Genomic DNA, 18,356 nt, shown 5'->3' on the forward strand with positions numbered 1-18,356 from the left:
CTACGGTTTCTGGCTACACTTTTTGGCTAACGAGAGGAGTCAGCATGAAACTAATCAGTAACGATCTGCGCGATGGCGAAAAGCTTGCGCATCGCCACGTCTTTAACGGCATGGGGTATGACGGGGATAATATTTCCCCGCATCTGGCGTGGGATGACGTGCCCGCAGGGACCAAAAGCTTTGTCGTGACCTGCTACGATCCTGATGCGCCAACCGGCTCCGGCTGGTGGCACTGGGTGGTGGTAAATCTGCCAGCAGATACCCGCGTACTCACGCAAGGCTTCGGCTCCGGGCTGGTTGCGCTGCCGGATGGGGTGATTCAGACCCGTACGGATTTTGGGAAAGCAGGTTATGGCGGTGCTGCGCCGCCGAAGGGTGAAACCCATCGCTATATCTTTACGGTTCACGCGCTGGATGTGGAGCGTATTGATGTCGATGAGGACGCCAGCGGCGCGATGGTTGGCTTTAACGTTCACTTCCACTCGCTCGCCAGCGCCTCGATTACGGCGATGTTCAGTTAAGCTGTGTTGTGCCGGATGTCGGCTTCGCCGCATCCGGCCTACTAAACAAGGCTTCTCTACAGAAATTCAGGCAACAATTTCAACAATGTCCCCTGGGCTAACAGTTCGGTTGCACATTCAATATCCGGAGCAAAAAAGCGATCCTGCGTATAGTGGGCAACCTGCTCGCGCAGAGCCTGGCGCGCCTGCTCCAGCAGCGGGCTTGAGGTTAACCCTTCACGCAGGTCAATCCCCTGACACGCCGCCAGCCACTCCACGGCAATCACGCCGCGCGTATTCGCTGCCATCTCCCACAACCTGCGGCCCGCTGCCGGCGCCATAGACACATGATCTTCCTGGTTGGCGGAGGTCGGCAAGCTGTCCACGCTGTGCGGATGCGCCAGCGCTTTGTTCTCGCTCGCCAGCGCGGCCGCGGTTACCTGAGCAATCATAAAGCCGGAGTTCACCCCGCCGTTTTTCACCAGGAACGGCGGCAACTGCGACATATGTTTGTCCATCATCAGCGCAATGCGTCGCTCTGATAACGCCCCGATTTCCGCAATCGCCAGCGCCAGGTTATCTGCCGCCATCGCCACCGGTTCAGCATGGAAGTTGCCGCCGGAAATGACATCGCCCTCTTCGGCAAACACCAGAGGGTTGTCGGAAACCGCGTTGGCTTCTACCAGCAGGACCTCCATTACCTGACGCATTTGCGTCAGGCACGCCCCCATCACCTGCGGCTGACAGCGCAAAGAATACGGATCCTGCACTTTTTCACAGTTATGATGCGACTGAGAAAGCTCGCTGGTGTCGGTCAACACGTGGCGGTACAGCGTTGCGGCATCAATCTGCCCACGCTGTCCTCGTGCAGCATGAATACGGGCATCAAACGGACGACGAGAGCCCAATACCGCTTCGGTGGTCAGCGCCCCACACACCGTCGCAGACGCGAACAGCTCCTGGGCTTCAATTAACCCGCGCAGCGCAAAGGCTGTGGAAGCCTGGGTACCGTTGAGCAGCGCAAGCCCTTCTTTCGCCTCCAGCGTAATCGGCTCCAGCCCGGCCTTTTTCAGCGCTTCGGTCGCCGGAAGCCATTCCCCCTGCCAGCGCGCTTTACCTTCGCCCAGCAGCGTCAGAGACATATGCGCCAGCGGTGCCAGGTCGCCCGATGCGCCCACTGACCCTTTCGCCGGGATCAGTGGATACACCCCGGCATTCACCAGCGCAATCAGCGCTTCAATCACGCTGAGACGAATACCCGAAAAACCCCGCGCCAGGCTGTTGATTTTCAGCACCATAATCAGGCGAACCATCGCGTCATCGAGCGCCTCACCAACGCCTGCCGCATGGGAAAGCACCAGCGAACGCTGTAAATTCTGCAAATCTTCCGTGGCGATACGGGTCTGAGCCAGCAGGCCAAAGCCGGTATTAATGCCATACGCCGTACGGCCTTCAGCGACAATATTATTGACGCAGGCGACGCTTGCGTTGATCGCATCAATCGCCCCGGCATCCAAGCTCAGTTTGACCGGCTGCTGCCAGATGTCGCGCAGTTGCGCAAAGCTCAGATGACCCGGCGTTAATGTCATGGTGTTCATATCAACGTTTCTCCTGCGTCGCCGCGACCATCGGCAAATTCAGCCCTTCTTCGACGGCGCATTCCACCGCAATGTCATACCCGGCGTCGGCGTGGCGCATCACCCCGGTAGCCGGATCGTTATGTAATACCCGGGCGATACGCGCTGCGGCTTCATCAGTGCCATCGCAAACAATCACCATCCCGGCATGCTGGGAGAAGCCCATTCCTACCCCGCCACCGTGATGCAGTGACACCCAGGTTGCACCGCTGGCGGTGTTAAGCAGCGCGTTCAGCAGCGGCCAGTCGGATACTGCATCAGAACCGTCGCGCATAGCTTCGGTTTCGCGGTTCGGGCTGGCGACGGAGCCGGAATCCAGATGATCACGGCCAATAACAATCGGCGCAGACACTTCGCCGCTGCGCACCATTTCATTAAACGCCAGCCCCAGTTTTTGACGCCATTCCAGACCGACCCAGCAGATACGCGCCGGTAATCCCTGGAAGTTAATCCGCTCACGCGCCATATCCAGCCAGTGGTGCAGATGCTTATCGTCAGCCACGATCTCTTTCACTTTGGCATCCGTTTTATAAATATCCTGCGGATCGCCGGAAAGCGCCACCCAACGGAACGGGCCAATGCCGCGGCAGAACAGAGGGCGAATATAAGCAGGGACGAAACCGGGGAAATCAAAGGCGTTTTCCACGCCCATCTCTTTGGCCATCTGGCGAATGTTGTTGCCGTAATCAAACGTCGGCACGCCCATTTTGCTGAACGCCAGCATTGCCTCAACGTGTGTTGCCATTGAGCGTTTCGCCGCCTGTACCGTGCCCTGCGGATCGGACACCGCTTTCGCCTGATACGCTTCCCAGCTCCAGCCGGACGGCAGATAACCATGCAGCGGATCGTGGGCGCTGGTCTGGTCAGTGACCATATCCGGGCGCACACCGCGCCTCACCAGTTCCGGCACAACGTCGGCGGCGTTAGCGCATAGCGCAATGGAGACCGCTTTACCCTCGCGGGTGTACTTTTCGATACGCGCCAGCGCGTCGTCAAGCGATGTCGCTTGCTCATCCACGTAGCGGGTACGCAGACGGAAATCGATCCGGCTTTGCTGGCACTCAATATTCAGCGAGCAAGCACCTGCCAGCGTTGCGGCTAACGGTTGCGCCCCTCCCATGCCGCCCAGCCCGGCGGTCAACACCCAGCGTCCGCTCAGGTTACCCTGATAATGCTGACGCCCGGCCTCAACGAAGGTTTCATAAGTCCCCTGCACGATGCCCTGGCTGCCGATGTAGATCCAGCTCCCGGCGGTCATCTGGCCATACATCGCCAGCCCTTTGGCGTCCAGCTCGTTGAAGTGTTCCCAGGTAGCCCAATGTGGCACCAGGTTGGAGTTGGCAATCAGCACGCGCGGCGCATTGTCATGGGTTTTGAAAACGCCAACCGGTTTACCGGACTGGACCAGCAGGGTCTCATCGGTCTCCAGTTTGGTCAGCGCGTTGACGATGGCGTCATAACATTCCCAGTCCCGCGCGGCGCGACCAATCCCGCCGTATACCACCAGCTCATGCGGATTTTCCGCCACATCGGGATCCAGGTTGTTCATTAACATGCGCAGCGGCGCTTCGGTCAGCCAGCTTTTGGCCGTTAAGGTGGTGCCGCGTGGGGCACGAATATCCTGCTGACGGTACTTGCTATGAGACATGGTAGAGCACTCCTCGCGAACGATCGGACAGATAAGTAACATATACTTGTCTATACAAGTTATCGCAAGCGTGCTTTTAACAAAAAAGATACAATTTTATTATACTGCGGCAGCAATCACGCTTTTCAGGACATAAACCGCCCTTGCAGGCGATAGCGGGACCCCGGGAAGAGCAAACGGGCATGAGAGACAATGGATGACGCAGACCAGGTTTTACGGCGGATCAGCAGACAGGGATCGTGTTCTTTGATATTCAGCAGCGCGCACTCTTCGGCACTGGCGCGTACCGCTTCAACAATATGCTCGCCTTCCGTTAAAGGGGCTATCAGCGACAGATACGCATGCGGCGTAGTCTGGCTGTAATCCTGCGCCAGATACGCTGGCACAATTTCGGCATTCACGCAGCGATCTTCAATCTGCACCGGCAGTTCGTTCTCGTAGTGCACCATGACAGAGTGAAAAATGGAGGTGCCTTCTTTGACGTTTAACACCAAAGCCTGCTGCGCGCTTGCCTGGGTTCGTTCCAGCGTGATCACCTCGCAGCGGTGGTGATGCTGACGGGCGTTGATTTCATCCGCGATGCTGCGAATTTCAAACAGCGCAGACTGGCCCTTCGGCTCGGCGACAAACGTCCCTACGCCCTGCAAGCGAACCAGTAACCCTTCATCCGTTAACTCCCGCAGCGCCCGGTTGATGGTCATGCGGCTGAAACCATACTGCGCCACCAGCTCCGCCTCAGAGGGAATGCGATCGTGAGGTTGCCAGATACCGCTGGCAATCTTTTCGCTGATCTCCTGTTTGACCTTTTCGTAAAAAGGTGCCGGAGCAGAACGGGATGGGAGCATGCGTAAGCCTTCCTTAAGCTGAGAATGTGAGTGGGTACAGTTTACAGGCATTACCCGAACCTGATAAGCGCAACGCCATCAGGTATATCAGTGCCACCAGTGCGCGATTTGCCAACCTAATCGCGCCGCAACGCGCGCCGCTCTGCCATCATCGTCAAAGCGTGGATTAAATTCAACCATATCCACCGCCTGCAGTTTACTGCTACGACACAGGGGTTCAATCAGACTCAGCAGCGTCGCCAACGGTACGCCCAGCGCAGCGGGCGCCGACACGCCGGGCATTTCCCACACCGGCAGCACGTCGAGATCGATAGTCAGATAGATAACATCCAGGTTGGCGACAAACTGCGCTAACTGCGCCTTCGCCGTTGCACAGTACAGATCCTCCACCACGGTCACACCAAGCCGCTGCGCCTCATCCCATAACGCCTGGGTGTTTGCCGCCCGACTGACACCGATACAGGCATAGTGAAATTCCCGCTGCTGTTCATCGCAAAGCTGCGCCAGTTGGCGAAACGGTGTGCCGGAAGTAGCCTGATCGGCATGGCGCAAATCGAGGTGCGCATCGAAGTTGACGATCCCCACTTTCGCCTGCGGGAACGCATCCAGCACGCCTGCGCCGTGCGCAAATGCGGTTTCGTGTCCTCCTCCCAGAACAAAGGTACGTATATTCTCCTGCTGACAGCGCTGCACCGCATTGCGTAGCGCCTGCTGCGCGCCCTCAAGGTCGGGGGCCTGGGCCACAATATTTCCCAGATCCACCAGCCGATGATGCCCATCGTGGCTGGCTAAATTCGCCAGCGCCTTGCGCAGCACATCAGGCGCTCCGGCGGCTCCCGTCCGGCCCTGATTACGTTTCACGCCTTCGTCGCAGGCAAACCCAAGCAGCGCTATCTGCTCGCGATACATTTCTGGGCTAAATGTCGGGCTCAGCGTGATAGTCTGAAACAGGCGCAGCGCATTCGGCGATTCGGCGCGGTCATCACGTCCCTGCCACAGCGCAGGTGAAACAGGTTGCCAGTGAGTCATACTATTTGTCCTTTGAATACGCGTTGGTAGATCGGGTTACGCCCCGGTTCATACAGGATCTCGACCGGGAGAGTTGCATCCCACACCACAAAATCGGCCACAAACCCGGCCTTCAATTGACCATGAGTGGCATGACGTCCCAGCGCCCGGGCCGCATGACGGGTGACGCCCGCCCATGCTTCTTCCGGCGTTAAGCCAAACTGAACGCAGGCCATATTCATCGCCCAGTGCAGGCTGATAAACGGGCTGGTACCTGGGTTAAAATCTGTCGCCACCGCCATCGGTACCTGATACTGACGCAGCAACGCCACCGGCGGACGCTGTTGCTCTTTAAGGAAATAGAATGCGCCGGGCAGCAGCACGCCGACCGTACCGCTTTGGCTCATCGCCGCTACGCCCGCTTCATCGAGATATTCAATATGATCGGCGGATAACCCGTGGTAGCGGCTTACCAGCTGTGCGCCCCCCAGCAATGACAGTTGTTCAACATGGCCTTTAATCGGGATGCCCAACGCCTGCGCGGCCTGAAACACCCGCTCGCTCTGCGTCAACGAAAAACCCACGCTTTCACAAAACAGATCGACGGTCTCGAACAGCCCTTGTTCCCACAGCTGCGGCAAAATGGTCTCGCACACCAGCGTAATATAGCCGTCAGGATCATCCCGGTATTCTGCTGGAGTCGCATGGGCAGCCAACAGCGTGGGGCTTATTTCAATGATATTCTCCGCCGCCAGCGCCGCTGCCACACGCAATATTTTCTCTTCTGTCTGCAAATCCAGGCCGTAACCGGATTTTATTTCCAGCAAGGTAACGCCTTCTTTGATCAGCTGTTCCATACGCTGATGCGCTAGATGTAAGAGTTGCTCATCACTGGCGCTGCGGGTTGCTGATACGGTGGCATTGATACCCCCGCCCTGGGCGCTTATCTGCTGGTAGGAGACACCGTTTAGCCGCTGCTCCCATTCACCTGCACGGTTTCCACCAAAGACCAGATGCGTATGACAGTCAATCAGGCCTGGTGTAATTAGCCTGCCCTGCATATCAAAGGTATTGTCATGTGTGAGATAGAGCGATGACTCCGGGACGATATCGCGAATCTTCCCCTGGCGGACGATCAGCGCATGACCCTCCACCAGCCCATACGGGGTGTTACGTTCGGGATCCATGGTCGCCAGACGAACATTGCGCCAGATAACATCATCAGGGAAGAATTGCTGCATTCGACTCACCACTTGTCATAGGTTGTATAGACATTTATTTTTGATTATACGGATGTTGTCAACCTGAAGGACCGTAATTGTTATGTATTTGTGATATACGGACTCTCCGCGCCGGGCATTACGGCGATAAAAACAACTTTTTACCTTTTAACCTTCCCGTTTCGCTCAACTTAGTATAAAAAAGCAGGCTTCAATGGATAACTTTCAAAGCCCGGAGCAACCTGTGAACATATCATCAGTTTCCCGTCTGGCGCTGGCAATGGCTTTTGGCGTGACGCTGACCGCCTGTAGCTCTACGCCGCCCGATCAAATTCCTTCCGATCAGACCGCGCCAGGTACCTCTTCGCGCCCGATCTTGTCGGCCAATGAAGCGAATAACTTCGTTGCTGCGCACTATTTTTCCGCGCTGACGCCAAACACCGCGCCGTGGAGCCCTTCTGCTATTTCTCTGCCTGCACAGCCTGACTTCGTGGTTGGCCCGGCTGGGACTCAGGGCGTCACCCATAGCAGCATTCAGGCTGCGGTTGATGCGGCAATCATCAAGCGTACTAACAAACGTCAGTACATCGCGATTATGCCGGGCGAGTATCAGGGCACGGTATATATCCCGGCAGCAACGGGAAGTCTGACGCTGTACGGCATGGGCGAAAAACCGCTGGATGTAAAAATTGGCCAGGCTATTGATGGTGACATGAGCACCGCAGACTGGCGTCGTACGGTGAACCCGGGCGGTAAATACATGCCGGGTAAACCGGCGTGGTATATGTTTGATAATTGCCAGAACAAGCGCGGCACAAATATTGGCGTGATGTGTTCTGCCGTCGTCTGGTCGCAAAATAACGGTCTGCAATTGCAGAACCTGACCATCGAAAACAATCTGGGTGACAGCGTTGATGCGGGTAATCACCCGGCCGTTGCGCTACGTACCGATGGCGATAAAGTGCAGATCAATAAGGTCAACATCCTCGGTCGCCAGAATACGTTTTTCGTGACTAACAGCGGCGTACAAAACCGTCTGGAAAACGATCGTCAACCGCGTACTTTGGTAACCAACAGCTACATTGAAGGGGATGTGGATATTGTTTCCGGTCGCGGCGCCGTGGTGTTCGATAACACCGATTTCCGCGTTGTGAACTCCCGTACGCAGCAGGAAGCCTATGTGTTTGCACCAGCGACGCTGTCAAACATCTACTACGGCTTCCTCGCCACAAATAGCCGCTTCACGGCGAGTGGTGATGGCGTGGCACAGTTGGGCCGCTCGCTGGATGTCGATTCGAACACTAACGGTCAGGTCGTTATCCGCGACAGCGTGATCAACGAAGGCTTTAACATGGCAAAACCATGGGCTGACAGCGTTATCTCGAAGCGTCCTTTTGCCGGTAATACCGGTGTACAAGATGACAAAGGTGAAATCCAGCGCAACCTGAACGACACCAACTTTAACCGCATGTGGGAATACAACAACCGCGGTATCGGTAGCAAAGTGGTTGCCGAACCGAAGCAGTAATCACAGCCATCAAACCGCTGGCGGGAACACTCCCGCCAGCCCCCTTCACCGCTTTCAACGTCTTTTCTTCACACAGGTAATATTTTCACCAGCGCAGGTTTAAATTGATCGCGTGAATCAATCTATTTATAGCCAAAATAATTCGAGTTGTATGAAGGCAAGCCCAGGCGCTTACATAAGTCAGTTACAGAAACGCTTAACTGGATAAATATTATCCAGCCGCTAAACTCAATTTTTAACCCAAAATAGATAAAAGCCAATTCATATTAATTTTAATATATTAACCCCATCAATATATTTTACTCTCTGGAAAAGGGAAATTACCGTAACGTTATCTAAAAACAACTCAAAAAAAACCTTATGATATTTGTTATATATAAAATATATATATGGAAAAAATGATTCAAAAACAACTCATCTGACCAGCCACCCTTTTTCCTAATTATCCCGTCACAACCTTTAGCTTCTGGTGATTTACGAAAAATGCCGCATATAATGTTTTGGCACAATGTGTGCAAGGTTAATTTTTTAATTTTTCAGTAACCAGTAATATCTAAGGATTGATAGACATGAAAAGCATGATTCATTCATGGAAAAAAAAGGCGGCTCAGTATCGTGAGCTGAAAAAGCAGAAAGGCGTAACGCTACTTGAAATTATTATCGTTCTGGGCATTATCGGTATTATTGCTGCGGGCGTGGTAATTTTGGCACAGCGTGCGTTTGCTGCACAGGACATGACCGATGTTGTTGATAATACCAACACAGTTCGCGTATCGATGACTGAGGTATATCGTGATGCGAACGGTTATCCAGGGTCTACTGATCTGACTGGTATCACTAAAGCTATGTTGGATGCAGATAAACTGAAAGCTGACCCAACGTATAAGGGGCCAGTTATGACCATGCTGAAAATGGGTAAACTGACCACGGGTGAGGCTTTTAACGGTTTCTCCAATGAACCATTTGAAATTGGGCCTGCAAGCATTGGTGCTAATGCTACTGATACTAAAGCAAAAGGCTTCTATATTTCCGTGAATGGTTTAAGTCAGGAAGAGTGTCGTAATCTCCTTTCTCAGACAGCTAGCAACTGGGATTATGTCGCAACTGCGGTCGTTGCTGCTGGAAGTCAGAGTACCTATGCTGTAGCACCTCCTACTCAAGCTGGTGTTGCTGTAGAAGCGAAGTTGTTGATGGGTGTAGGGCCTGCTGCACCGATCATTAAAACACTGGCTGGTGATATCATCTCTCCGGACATGATTACGGGTTCTACTGTCTGTACAGACGCTGGTTCTGCTAACGCAGTCATCCTCGGTAGCCGTTAATTTATAGCGTTATTTTCTAATAAATTGCCCCCATGTATACGGGGGCATTGTTTATACCACGGACGGAAAAATGTCGTACAAATACCTCAAAAAAAACGTTCGCCCGCAGGCAGGTGTCACCCTTCTTGAAATGATTCTTGTGCTTGCCATTATCGGCATGTGTCTGATGACTTATGCAAATTATAAACGAAAAGAAGCACAGCAAAGTCACCAGCTTATTGTCGCTGATATGATCGTCCGTGATATTTCTGGCGTAATGCGCTTTATTGCGCAAAATAAATTGAATGTTCTGGGGGGCGGTGAAGAAGCCAACCCACTATTCGGGACGAAAAATACTAACGTCGCCATCGCGAATTATGATAATCGCGTCACCAATAAAACATTACAGGATCAACCCTATCCCAATACGGATACAGACAAGTTTTATTCCGGCTGGTCTGTTGGTGTATCAACGCAAACCCAGGTATCGCCCACCCGGGGTTCTCGCTATCTGTTTCTGGGTAGTGAATGTAAAAATAAAGGGAAACTGCCCTTCGCCCTTGCGGAGTCCATGCTGCCGTGTGAACTGCGCCCTGGCGCCGAATCGCTGGATCTGATGCTGGAACGCGTGGACTTCGTCAACAACATTCGGCAAGCCGGCACCAGCGGGCCAGGTATTGAACGTGTCGATTTCTACCTCACCTACCAGACAGAGGCCGAGAACGAAGGTCTCCATTTTGCCGGATTTATTAAGCCGCTGGAAAAAGCGCTGAAAAGCGTCGATCTCGGCTATCTGCAGGCTGTGGTGTTTGAAATCGAGGGTAACGGTAATTTTAGCCTGGTAACAACGGCCGCAGGCCAACCGCTGCAGATGGGGGACGTTCCCAATCATATGGACAGGCTCAATACGAATAAACGTTACGGCATTCGCTTAAGCTTAGACAAAAGCAGTGAAGATATTGCAGCCGATGGTTCCATTCCAACTGCCAAACTGTGCTGGAACGATGCAAAAGACGAAGCCGGACCGTGTATTACGGCGATTGATGAAGACCGCCTGCTGATTACCAGCAGCGATGCGGAAGGCAAAGATAAAAACGAACCGGCGATGTGCTGGAGCAGAGAGCAAAACAAGAGCACGCTGTGCCTGGCGGCAATGAACAGCAACGGCGTCAATCCTGGCACGGATAACCCGGACGATCGCATTCTGCATCTGCGTACCAGCGCGGATAAAACAGACGGTAGCGAGGCAGAACCGGCTTCGCCGAGTTCACTCAAAGGCACCACCGGCACGCTGTACGCCAATATCGTGATGGAAAATACCTCGCGCAAGCATCCGGAAAAATGGCATGTGGCTTACGATCAAGCAGAGGCGAATGCGCTTAAGGATGGCAAACAGGGTGGTGATAATGCCGAACGCGTATTTTCTGATGCCTTCAGTGGTCAGTATGAGCTGGTGACGCCCACCACCACTTTTTATCAGTCATTTAAAAACGATTATCCGCGGGGTGAAGGTCCGACAGGGGCTGATGATATTTATAAAGAGGCAAATAAGAGTACAAATTACGCTGGTCTCTTAAGTGAGCCGGGCGTAATTCGTTTACCGTTGCAAACGTGTCCTAAAGTCACCGGTATCGATAAAGACGGTAACACCACGCTGCGAAGCCTCTATCCCCGCCTGTCGGTCGCCATATCATCGGTCGCGGCAGATCAGAATGGTAAAACAGACACTGGTGAAACAGACACTGGTTATACTGACTACACCCAGCAGGGGGCAACGCGTTTGAATACCGTTAAAACCCGCAACAAAGTGGGGGCGGTAGCGGGTGTTGCGATCCAGGCCAATATAGTGGTTAACAAAGATACAGCAGCCCCTGCCCACGATCCGGTGAAAAGGGACAAAAACGGAACCTTTGAGGACTGGATCGCGGAAGACTGGTTCAAAGGTGCAGGTACCAAGGACGACCCCGCCCCCTTCTGGTTAATCAGTGCCACCTCAGCAATGATTAATCCCGATGGTGATGGTATCAATAAAATGAATCCGCAGTCTCTCTCAGTGGTGATTAACCAGTGGTGCAGCACGATCCCGCAAGGGGGAATGATTTCATCCGAAGGTTACGCCTGGAGTGAGGCGGTACCGAATAAGTATGTGCTCCATTCTCTTGTTGCGGAAGATAACGATCTTAAGTTTTACAAAGAAAACGGTAATGAACTTGATATTCCGGACCATGAAAGAATCACCTATTAATCATTGGAAGAGTAAGATGAAAAAAACATGGATAATTGGGGCTGCCGTGTCCGCATTATTAGGCAGCCAGGGAAGTTTTGCCGCCAGCGCACCAGCTGGGCAAAAAATTGACGCAGGTATGTTAACCACCACGCCAGTGAAAGAAAGTACAACCACGCCGCGAAATCCCTTTTCCGGGGATGATACGGTGAAAAGCGTCGCGCCAGTCAGTGCACCAGTGGTGGAAATAAAAATTGATTTACTGGAAGAGGAGTTATTAAGCCAGCAGCTCACAAAATGGGCGCAGCAAAATGGCTATAAGCTGCTCTGGAACAGCTCAACTGATTTTGTTATTTACAAAGCAATTCATTTGCAGGGTAAATCAATACAAGATGTGCTGGTTAAACTTGGACAAGTATTTACGTCAGAAAACTACGGGCTGGTGATTAAAGACTACCAGGCGAATAACGTACTGATCATTGATGAGCAGTAATTAAGCAAGGGAATAATGCTATGAAAATTAAAGTTTCGCTTCTGGCGTTGACGCTGGCTCTTCAGGGTTGTACGTCTATTGATACCAAGTACGATAAAAGTATTGTCCCGCAGGAAACCGGCAACCCGACCACTCCGGATGAGATGAAAACGACCGGTTATATGAAATATAACGAGCCTTATCTGGGCAAAAAGGTTGAATATAACTCCCGTAAACAGGCGCTGCTGCGTAAGCAGGTGAGTATTCAGTCTTACGAGCCTACCGATCTGGCGACAATTCTTGAGGCGGTGACCGCGCAAACCGGTATTAGCTACCGTATTAATACTTCCATTCCCGGTGGAAAATCGGATGCGGGGGAACCGGAGTTCCGTAGCGTTAAGTTCAACGGAACGTTTGAGGAATTTACCCGCTATATTTCCGCGCTATATGACGTGAACCCAGTGCTGGATAACAACGGCGTGCTGGTCGTCTCTTATTTCCAGAACTATGTGCTGAAGCTCGATTTTTACGGCGAAGAGAACAAATTTGAAACCAGTCTCGATCTGTCCGGTAATGAAGCCACTTCCAGCGGCGGTCTGAAAGGCAAAGCCGAGACCAAATTTTCATCCAGCTTCTGGGACGACGTTGAGGATATGGCGGAAAAATTTGTCTCCAGCGGCGTTTACAGCATTTTTAAAGACGCCTCGATTCTGACGATCACCGCGCGTCCTTCAGAGTATCACGCGCTGAATGAGTCGCTGAAGAAATTCCAGGCGGATAATACCCGTCAGTTTGTCGTGACTTACAAAATATTTACCCTTGATAAGCGCAAAACGAAAGAGCTGGGCGGTGGGGTCAATATGACCTTCAACGACGGGACCTCCTCTTTTGGTATCGACAGCTCAGAAATGCTGATGAAGCTCTCCGGCGGCTTAACCGCAGGCTGGACCAATCAGCATATGAATATCAGCTCTCAGTTGGATGCCCTGTACGAACTCACCGGCAGTAAGGTGATCCAGAGCGGTTCGTTTATTACCCGCAATAACATCCCTATTCCACTCAACATGACCACATCGCAATATTATGTCTCCAGTCGTACCAGGGAACAAGATTCCAATACAGGAGACGTCAGTACGGAGGTGGAAACCACGGAACTGGTCACCGGCACCAGCTTTATTCTTACCCCGCGTATTTTAACCGACGGGCGAATTGAAGTGGCCAGCGGCTTTACCAAGCGCTATCTCAACTCAATAGATACCTTTGATGAAGTTCAGTTGCCGTCGGTAAGCACGACGGAAATGTTTAACATTTCCACAATTACGCCAGGTAGCCTGCTGCTGGTCATCAAATACGAAGCGAAAGAGGATTCTGACGGTCAGGGATGGTCAGTGCTGGCAGGCTCGGTTACCAACAACGATCATGTCGAAACTGTGGTTATGGTTGTCGGTATTGATAATTACCGTGCTCCAACGCAGACCCGATGAGGGCATCATGCTTAAGCACTTATCAGAAAATCGGGTATTAATTGATCTGGTTTGGAGCTACGAGCCTGCCTCTCACGAGCCTTATTATCTTGACTGGCTATCACATTTGCGGCGAACCCATCGCCAGTTAACGGGCCAGTCTGATGAAGGGGAAATGGTTACGGGTTTCTGTACCAAACACTCCACCTTATATGAGCCTTTCGCCCTGTGGATGAAAGCCCTGTACGGTGACGGTATTTATTATTTTGAGCAGGCGGAAAGCTGCTATTTCCTGATTATCTCGCACGGTGTTCCCGTTTCTGGCAGCGATCGTCTGGTCTCCAGACGCTTCTGGATGAAGCTGAAAGAGCAACTGAAAGAATCGCCACAGTATGCAGAGCTACCGTTAATTCAGTTAACGGAACAGCACATTGAGGCGGTGATTGAAGGCTGTACTGGACATCAGCGGCGGCAGAAAAAGCGGCGACAGATGATGATCGGCGCTCTGATAGCAGGCGGCATCGTATTTTTACTGGTGTTTATGACACTGCTGAAATTATTTATAAAAGGATGAGAACGTGGCGGTCTCTGAAAATATCTATTTCTGGAAACGTCGTAATATTATAGGGGGCGGTTCTACCGGGCGAGGAGGTAATATTATCGTCTGGGTCGTTACGCTACTGATTTTATTAGCTGGCGGCGGCGGGGCGGGCTATTACTATTTTATCTGGAAACCGGAGCAGGAACGATTGGCCAGAGTCCAGGCTGAACAGGCTGCCCGCCAGCAAAAAATCAAAGCTATCGAAGATTTTTATCGCAACTCGCTCACGGGCGGCAGCATTTCTGATGCCAGCCTACTGCTGGAGCAGCTCTTGCTGGCGAATAAAAAACTGTCGCAGGTGGGCTTTGCACCAAAAAGTATTGAATGTACCAGTACGAGCTGTTCACTCAGCTATGCGCTGAATCCAGGGCGGATATTTAGCGTGGCCGATATTAATCTCTGGGGCAAAACCTGGTCGCCCAGTTTTTCAAAAAACACGCTGGACTATACGGGCGTTGAGTCCGGGATGAATAAACATCCGTGGTTCAGCGCCTGGCAGAGCAAAAATACGGTCAATCTGCCGGTCTGTACCGATGTATTAAGTTATATCAGCTCCTGGAACTCATTAGGCGGACGAAATACCGAACTGGTATTAACGGGGATGCCCTCCTCTGCCGTCGGGCAAAATGAAAGCGCGCTGAAAAGCGCGGTAACGTCATTCGGCATGCTGTTCGCTGGCTGGACGATCACTTCACCGACCCAAATGGATATCTCGGGCGTGTCGCTGGTGTTGAATAAGCAACCCTTTGCCGACGCGTTTATTATCAAATCAATCGTATTCACTGAAAACTCAACGCTTGTTACCGGAGGACTGGCATGCAAAAAGGGAAATTAATTATTGCGGGAATAGTGTTGACGCTTTCACCTGCTCTTTACGCCGCAGATACGGCAGAAATCATCCCCGCGCAGGAGGTTGTGCAAGCGGAAGGCACGCCGCCGTTAAGCGACGTATCGCCGATGCAGGATCACGTTGTTGAGATGATAGAAAAAGATTTCAACTTCGAGAGCCAGTACCGCGAGCTGGTGAATCAGCTTGCGCTGGAAAAGGTCCGCAGCGAGCTGCGTAAGCTGCGCGATGAGAAAAAGGCGGATAGCGCAGCGGTTATGCCGGTGAGTACCGCCAGCACAATGGATTATATTAGCGCCTCCCCGGGAGCAACGTCAGAATCTGCGCCTGGGTTGCGGCCGCTGCTGATTTCCGAAATCGCGGGTCAAAAACGCGTGGCGATTGCCGGAGCCGAAGGCGGCGTGAAGATGGTGCCGCTGAATCAGCGTTTTAGCTACGGCGGTTATGACTATATTGCGCGTCATAACCAGGCAAATGACGTGACGTTCGAGGTTGTGGGTAAGTGATCGATTATATCCAGTTTAACGAGGAAAACATTCATTCTCAGGAGTGGCAATTCCAGGAGTATGACGGCGATATTCTGGTTGCTGAACATGCGGATGAAGCCTGGTTACTGGTATCCACGCCTTTGATTGATAATCTGGCGCCAATGCAGGCGGTGTGCCACCGCCTGCAGGTTTCCCATAATATTCAGGTTAAGGGAATAGCGCAGGTTACTGAGAAAAATTATTACCTGATCGTTGAACAGCTACTGTCGGCAGGAAATAAGCTGCTTGAGCAGGAAAGCAGTAACACACAGCTTGCGCTGGAAGAGATGCTAAAAAAGGCCGTGGCGTTGAAGGCCAGCGACCTGCATATCACCCGTAATGATATGGTGGCGAATATTGAGCTGCGCATTAACGGTGTGCTTTGTCCGTTTATACAGATGAAGGCGTCACGCTGCGATGAGTTGGTGTTCGTGCTCTATAACGTTGAGGCAAGCACCCGCGACACCACCTGGAACCGCAATATTGCGCAAAACGCCAATATCCTCTATTCGCTGGCGGGGAAAAGCTACCGCTTCCGCTATGCGCACTATCCGATATTTGGCGAGACCAGCGATTGCTATCACGCGGTATTGCGAATTATTCCCTCGGGTCTGGACAGAGCCAGCGTCGCGAGCCTGGATAAGCTTGGCGTTTCCGATGAAGAAATTAGCGACCTCAAAAGGATCCTGAGTAACCCCTACGGCGCTTATATTATTGCCGGAACAACCGGTTCGGGAAAATCCACCACCCTGAAAAATCTGATGGAGTGGATGCAGATCAACCGCTATGACAATCGCGGCTGTTTTCTGACCGTAGAGGATCCGGTCGAATATCAGATCTATGGCGCGACGCAAAGTTCGGTATTAAGCGGCGAATCCGGAGGATTCCATTCGGCGATAAAATCCTCGCTGCGTCGCGACCCGGACGTACTGATGGTAGGGGAAATTCGCGACAATATCTCTTCTAACGCGCTGGCCGGGGCGGTGGAAAGTGGTCACTACTGTTTTACCACCGTGCACGCAGGCAACATCGTTTCGTTATTGCAACGCTTATCCGCGCTCGGGATTACTAGCGATAAGCTTTCAACGCCGGGCTTTATTGCGGGCTTACAGTGCCAGAAGCTAATACCTGTACTGTGCCCGCAGTGTAAAACGTCGTTACGGACCACCACCATTAAGGGACGCGAGTTCCAGCTTTATGAAAAAAATGCTGAAGGCTGTCCGGCCTGCAAACACACCGGTATTGGTGGACGCCAGTTGGTGATGGAGTATTTGCTGCCGGTGTATGACGAGCTGGAGGCCATTGCTGAACAGAAATGGCTTAAAGTTTATACCGTCTGGCGCGCGAAGCGATTAAAACAGACCGGCCTGAGCGAAGGATTCGAAATTAAAGAAAAAACGATGGCGGCAGTACTTCAGGGACGCGTGTGCGCGACCTGGTTTCAAATGGAATTTGGGCAAGTCGTTCAGGAAGAACTGGAGGTAATAGTTGAAAAAATTTGGTAAGAAACAGCGTATTTATCTTTATCAGTTTTGCGCAGATATGATTAACGCTGAGCTTCCGCTATATGACGCGTTGCAAAAATTACGCGCGGAAGGGGAAAAACTGCTCGGCAAAGGATTTGCTAAACGTCTGGAAGAGCTGACAAGCAAAATGGCGAAAACCACCTCCATTGCGATGGTTTTCGAGGGGCTGGTCCCTGAATCTGAACTGAGCGTGATTAACGCGGCGGAGCGCAGCGGCAGCCTGGCTGACGGTTTTATCACTCTGGTAAACGTGATTAATTATAACGACGAACTGCGCAAGAAAATCGTCGGTGCCATCACCTTCCCGCTCATTATGCTGGTCCTGTCGCTGGTGGTAATTGCGGGTTATGCCTATAAGGTGTTCCCGGCTTTTGAAAGCGTTGTACCCGTTGAGAAATGGCCTGGCGTCACCAGCGCGCTCTATATTTTTGGGATGGCACTGTGTAAAGGGCTGTGGATATATATCCTCATTGGTTTTATTGCTCTGGTTACCGTGATCAAAATAGCGATGGGCAAAATGACCGGGAATATTCGTAATCAGTTTCTTGACCGAATTATGCCGTTCTCAACGTATAAGCAGTTGACCGCCTCTATTTTTCTCAACAACCTGGCGCTGATGTTAAAAAACGGCATTCCGCTCAACGATGCGCTCAGCATTATTAGCCTGAACTCCAGCCGCTGGCTGCGCTGGCACCTGGCCGGGATGCAGAAGAAAATGGCGGCGGGCGTCAGCTATGGAGAAGCGCTCAACTCGGGTTTACTGAACACGGAAACGCTGCTCAATATCAGCCTTTACGCCGCGCTACCTTCGTTTAATGAGGTGCTGCTGGCGGTATCGAATAAATCACGTGAACACATTCGGGAATATATCACTAAACTTTCCGGGTTATTAAGAGCGCTCTCCACGCTGATATTAGGCGGTTGCGTTATTTGGGTTTTTGCCGCGTTGTTTGCGCTCAGCGACAAGCTGGCGGCGATGGGCGCCAGCGGTTCTTTTTAGGAAAATTAA

The 18,356-nt window shown here is 52.2% G+C and carries 16 protein-coding genes; 11 read left to right on the plus strand and 5 right to left on the minus strand.

Features of this window, described 5'->3' with window-relative positions; all coding sequences use genetic code 11:
- Nucleotides 1-44: 44 nt before the first annotated feature.
- The gene (locus HV314_RS17260) at nt 45-521 is read left to right on the plus strand and encodes a kinase inhibitor (protein WP_016156043.1); all 477 of its coding nucleotides are present in this window, start codon (nt 45-47) and stop codon (nt 519-521) included.
- Nucleotides 522-577: 56 nt separating this feature from the next.
- On the opposite strand, the gene hutH is transcribed toward HV314_RS17260, so the two are convergent.
- The 5 genes from hutH to hutI all read right to left on the minus strand — a co-directional run bounded on the left by hutH (nt 578) and on the right by hutI (nt 6,879).
- A complete protein-coding gene (gene hutH / locus HV314_RS17265; protein WP_181546277.1) occupies nt 578-2,098 on the minus strand; it encodes a histidine ammonia-lyase in 1,521 nt (506 codons plus the stop codon).
- A 1-nt stretch (nt 2,099) separates the two neighbouring features.
- Complete coding sequence (gene hutU / locus HV314_RS17270) at nt 2,100-3,785, minus strand: urocanate hydratase (protein ID WP_181546279.1); 1,686 nt, start codon at nt 3,783-3,785, stop codon at nt 2,100-2,102.
- A 125-nt stretch (nt 3,786-3,910) separates the two neighbouring features.
- Nucleotides 3,911-4,630, minus strand: a complete 720-nt coding sequence (locus HV314_RS17275; RefSeq protein WP_047415225.1) for a histidine utilization repressor — start codon at nt 4,628-4,630, stop codon at nt 3,911-3,913.
- Between the two features lie 87 nt (nt 4,631-4,717).
- Nucleotides 4,718-5,659 carry a formimidoylglutamase gene (gene hutG, locus HV314_RS17280; RefSeq protein ID WP_161623371.1) on the minus strand — a complete coding sequence of 314 codons (942 nt, stop codon included), beginning with the start codon at nt 5,657-5,659 and terminating at the stop codon, nt 4,718-4,720.
- Nucleotides 5,656-6,879 (minus strand): imidazolonepropionase, encoded by a 1,224-nt coding sequence (hutI, locus tag HV314_RS17285; RefSeq protein ID WP_181546281.1) that lies wholly within the window; start codon nt 6,877-6,879, stop codon nt 5,656-5,658. Before hutI ends, hutG begins: the two co-directional genes overlap by 4 nt.
- A 223-nt stretch (nt 6,880-7,102) precedes the next feature.
- Between hutI and HV314_RS17290 the strand changes: the two genes are divergently transcribed.
- The 10 genes from HV314_RS17290 (at nt 7,103) to HV314_RS17335 (ending at nt 18,347) form a co-directional block, all read left to right on the plus strand.
- Nucleotides 7,103-8,386: a putative acyl-CoA thioester hydrolase gene (locus tag HV314_RS17290; protein WP_181546283.1), complete on the plus strand. Its 1,284-nt coding sequence runs from the start codon at nt 7,103-7,105 to the stop codon at nt 8,384-8,386.
- A 569-nt stretch (nt 8,387-8,955) separates the two neighbouring features.
- On the plus strand, nt 8,956-9,708 hold the full coding sequence (locus tag HV314_RS17295) for a prepilin-type N-terminal cleavage/methylation domain-containing protein (RefSeq protein WP_131405748.1): 753 nt from the start codon (nt 8,956-8,958) through the stop codon (nt 9,706-9,708).
- A 70-nt stretch (nt 9,709-9,778) separates the two neighbouring features.
- The gene (locus HV314_RS17300; RefSeq protein ID WP_181546285.1) at nt 9,779-11,932 is read left to right on the plus strand and encodes a prepilin-type N-terminal cleavage/methylation domain-containing protein; all 2,154 of its coding nucleotides are present in this window, start codon (nt 9,779-9,781) and stop codon (nt 11,930-11,932) included.
- Complete coding sequence (locus HV314_RS17305; RefSeq protein WP_223949805.1) at nt 11,892-12,404, plus strand: TcpQ domain-containing protein; 513 nt, start codon at nt 11,892-11,894, stop codon at nt 12,402-12,404. The genes HV314_RS17300 and HV314_RS17305 overlap by 41 nt, the downstream gene beginning before the upstream one ends.
- 20 nt (nt 12,405-12,424) lie before the next feature.
- Entirely contained in the window at nt 12,425-13,867 is a 1,443-nt protein-coding gene (locus HV314_RS17310) for a type II and III secretion system protein (protein WP_181546287.1), read from the plus strand.
- 7 nt (nt 13,868-13,874) lie between these two features.
- Nucleotides 13,875-14,420, plus strand: coding sequence for a hypothetical protein (locus HV314_RS17315; RefSeq protein WP_131405745.1), 546 nt, complete (start codon nt 13,875-13,877; stop codon nt 14,418-14,420).
- Nucleotides 14,421-14,424: 4 nt separating this feature from the next.
- The gene (locus HV314_RS17320) at nt 14,425-15,282 is read left to right on the plus strand and encodes a hypothetical protein (protein ID WP_065554845.1); all 858 of its coding nucleotides are present in this window, start codon (nt 14,425-14,427) and stop codon (nt 15,280-15,282) included.
- A complete protein-coding gene (locus HV314_RS17325; RefSeq protein WP_181546289.1) occupies nt 15,264-15,800 on the plus strand; it encodes a hypothetical protein in 537 nt (178 codons plus the stop codon). The genes HV314_RS17320 and HV314_RS17325 overlap by 19 nt, the downstream gene beginning before the upstream one ends.
- A complete protein-coding gene (locus HV314_RS17330; RefSeq protein ID WP_423064583.1) occupies nt 15,797-17,326 on the plus strand; it encodes an ATPase, T2SS/T4P/T4SS family in 1,530 nt (509 codons plus the stop codon). Before HV314_RS17325 ends, HV314_RS17330 begins: the two co-directional genes overlap by 4 nt.
- Nucleotides 17,310-18,347 carry a type II secretion system F family protein gene (locus HV314_RS17335; RefSeq protein WP_131405743.1) on the plus strand — a complete coding sequence of 346 codons (1,038 nt, stop codon included), beginning with the start codon at nt 17,310-17,312 and terminating at the stop codon, nt 18,345-18,347. The genes HV314_RS17330 and HV314_RS17335 overlap by 17 nt, the downstream gene beginning before the upstream one ends.
- The last annotated feature ends 9 nt before the right edge of the window (nt 18,348-18,356 follow it).

Origin of the sequence: Citrobacter sp. RHBSTW-00887 (assembly GCF_013728095.1) — a bacterium.
Classification (GTDB): Bacteria; Pseudomonadota; Gammaproteobacteria; order Enterobacterales; family Enterobacteriaceae; genus Citrobacter; species Citrobacter braakii.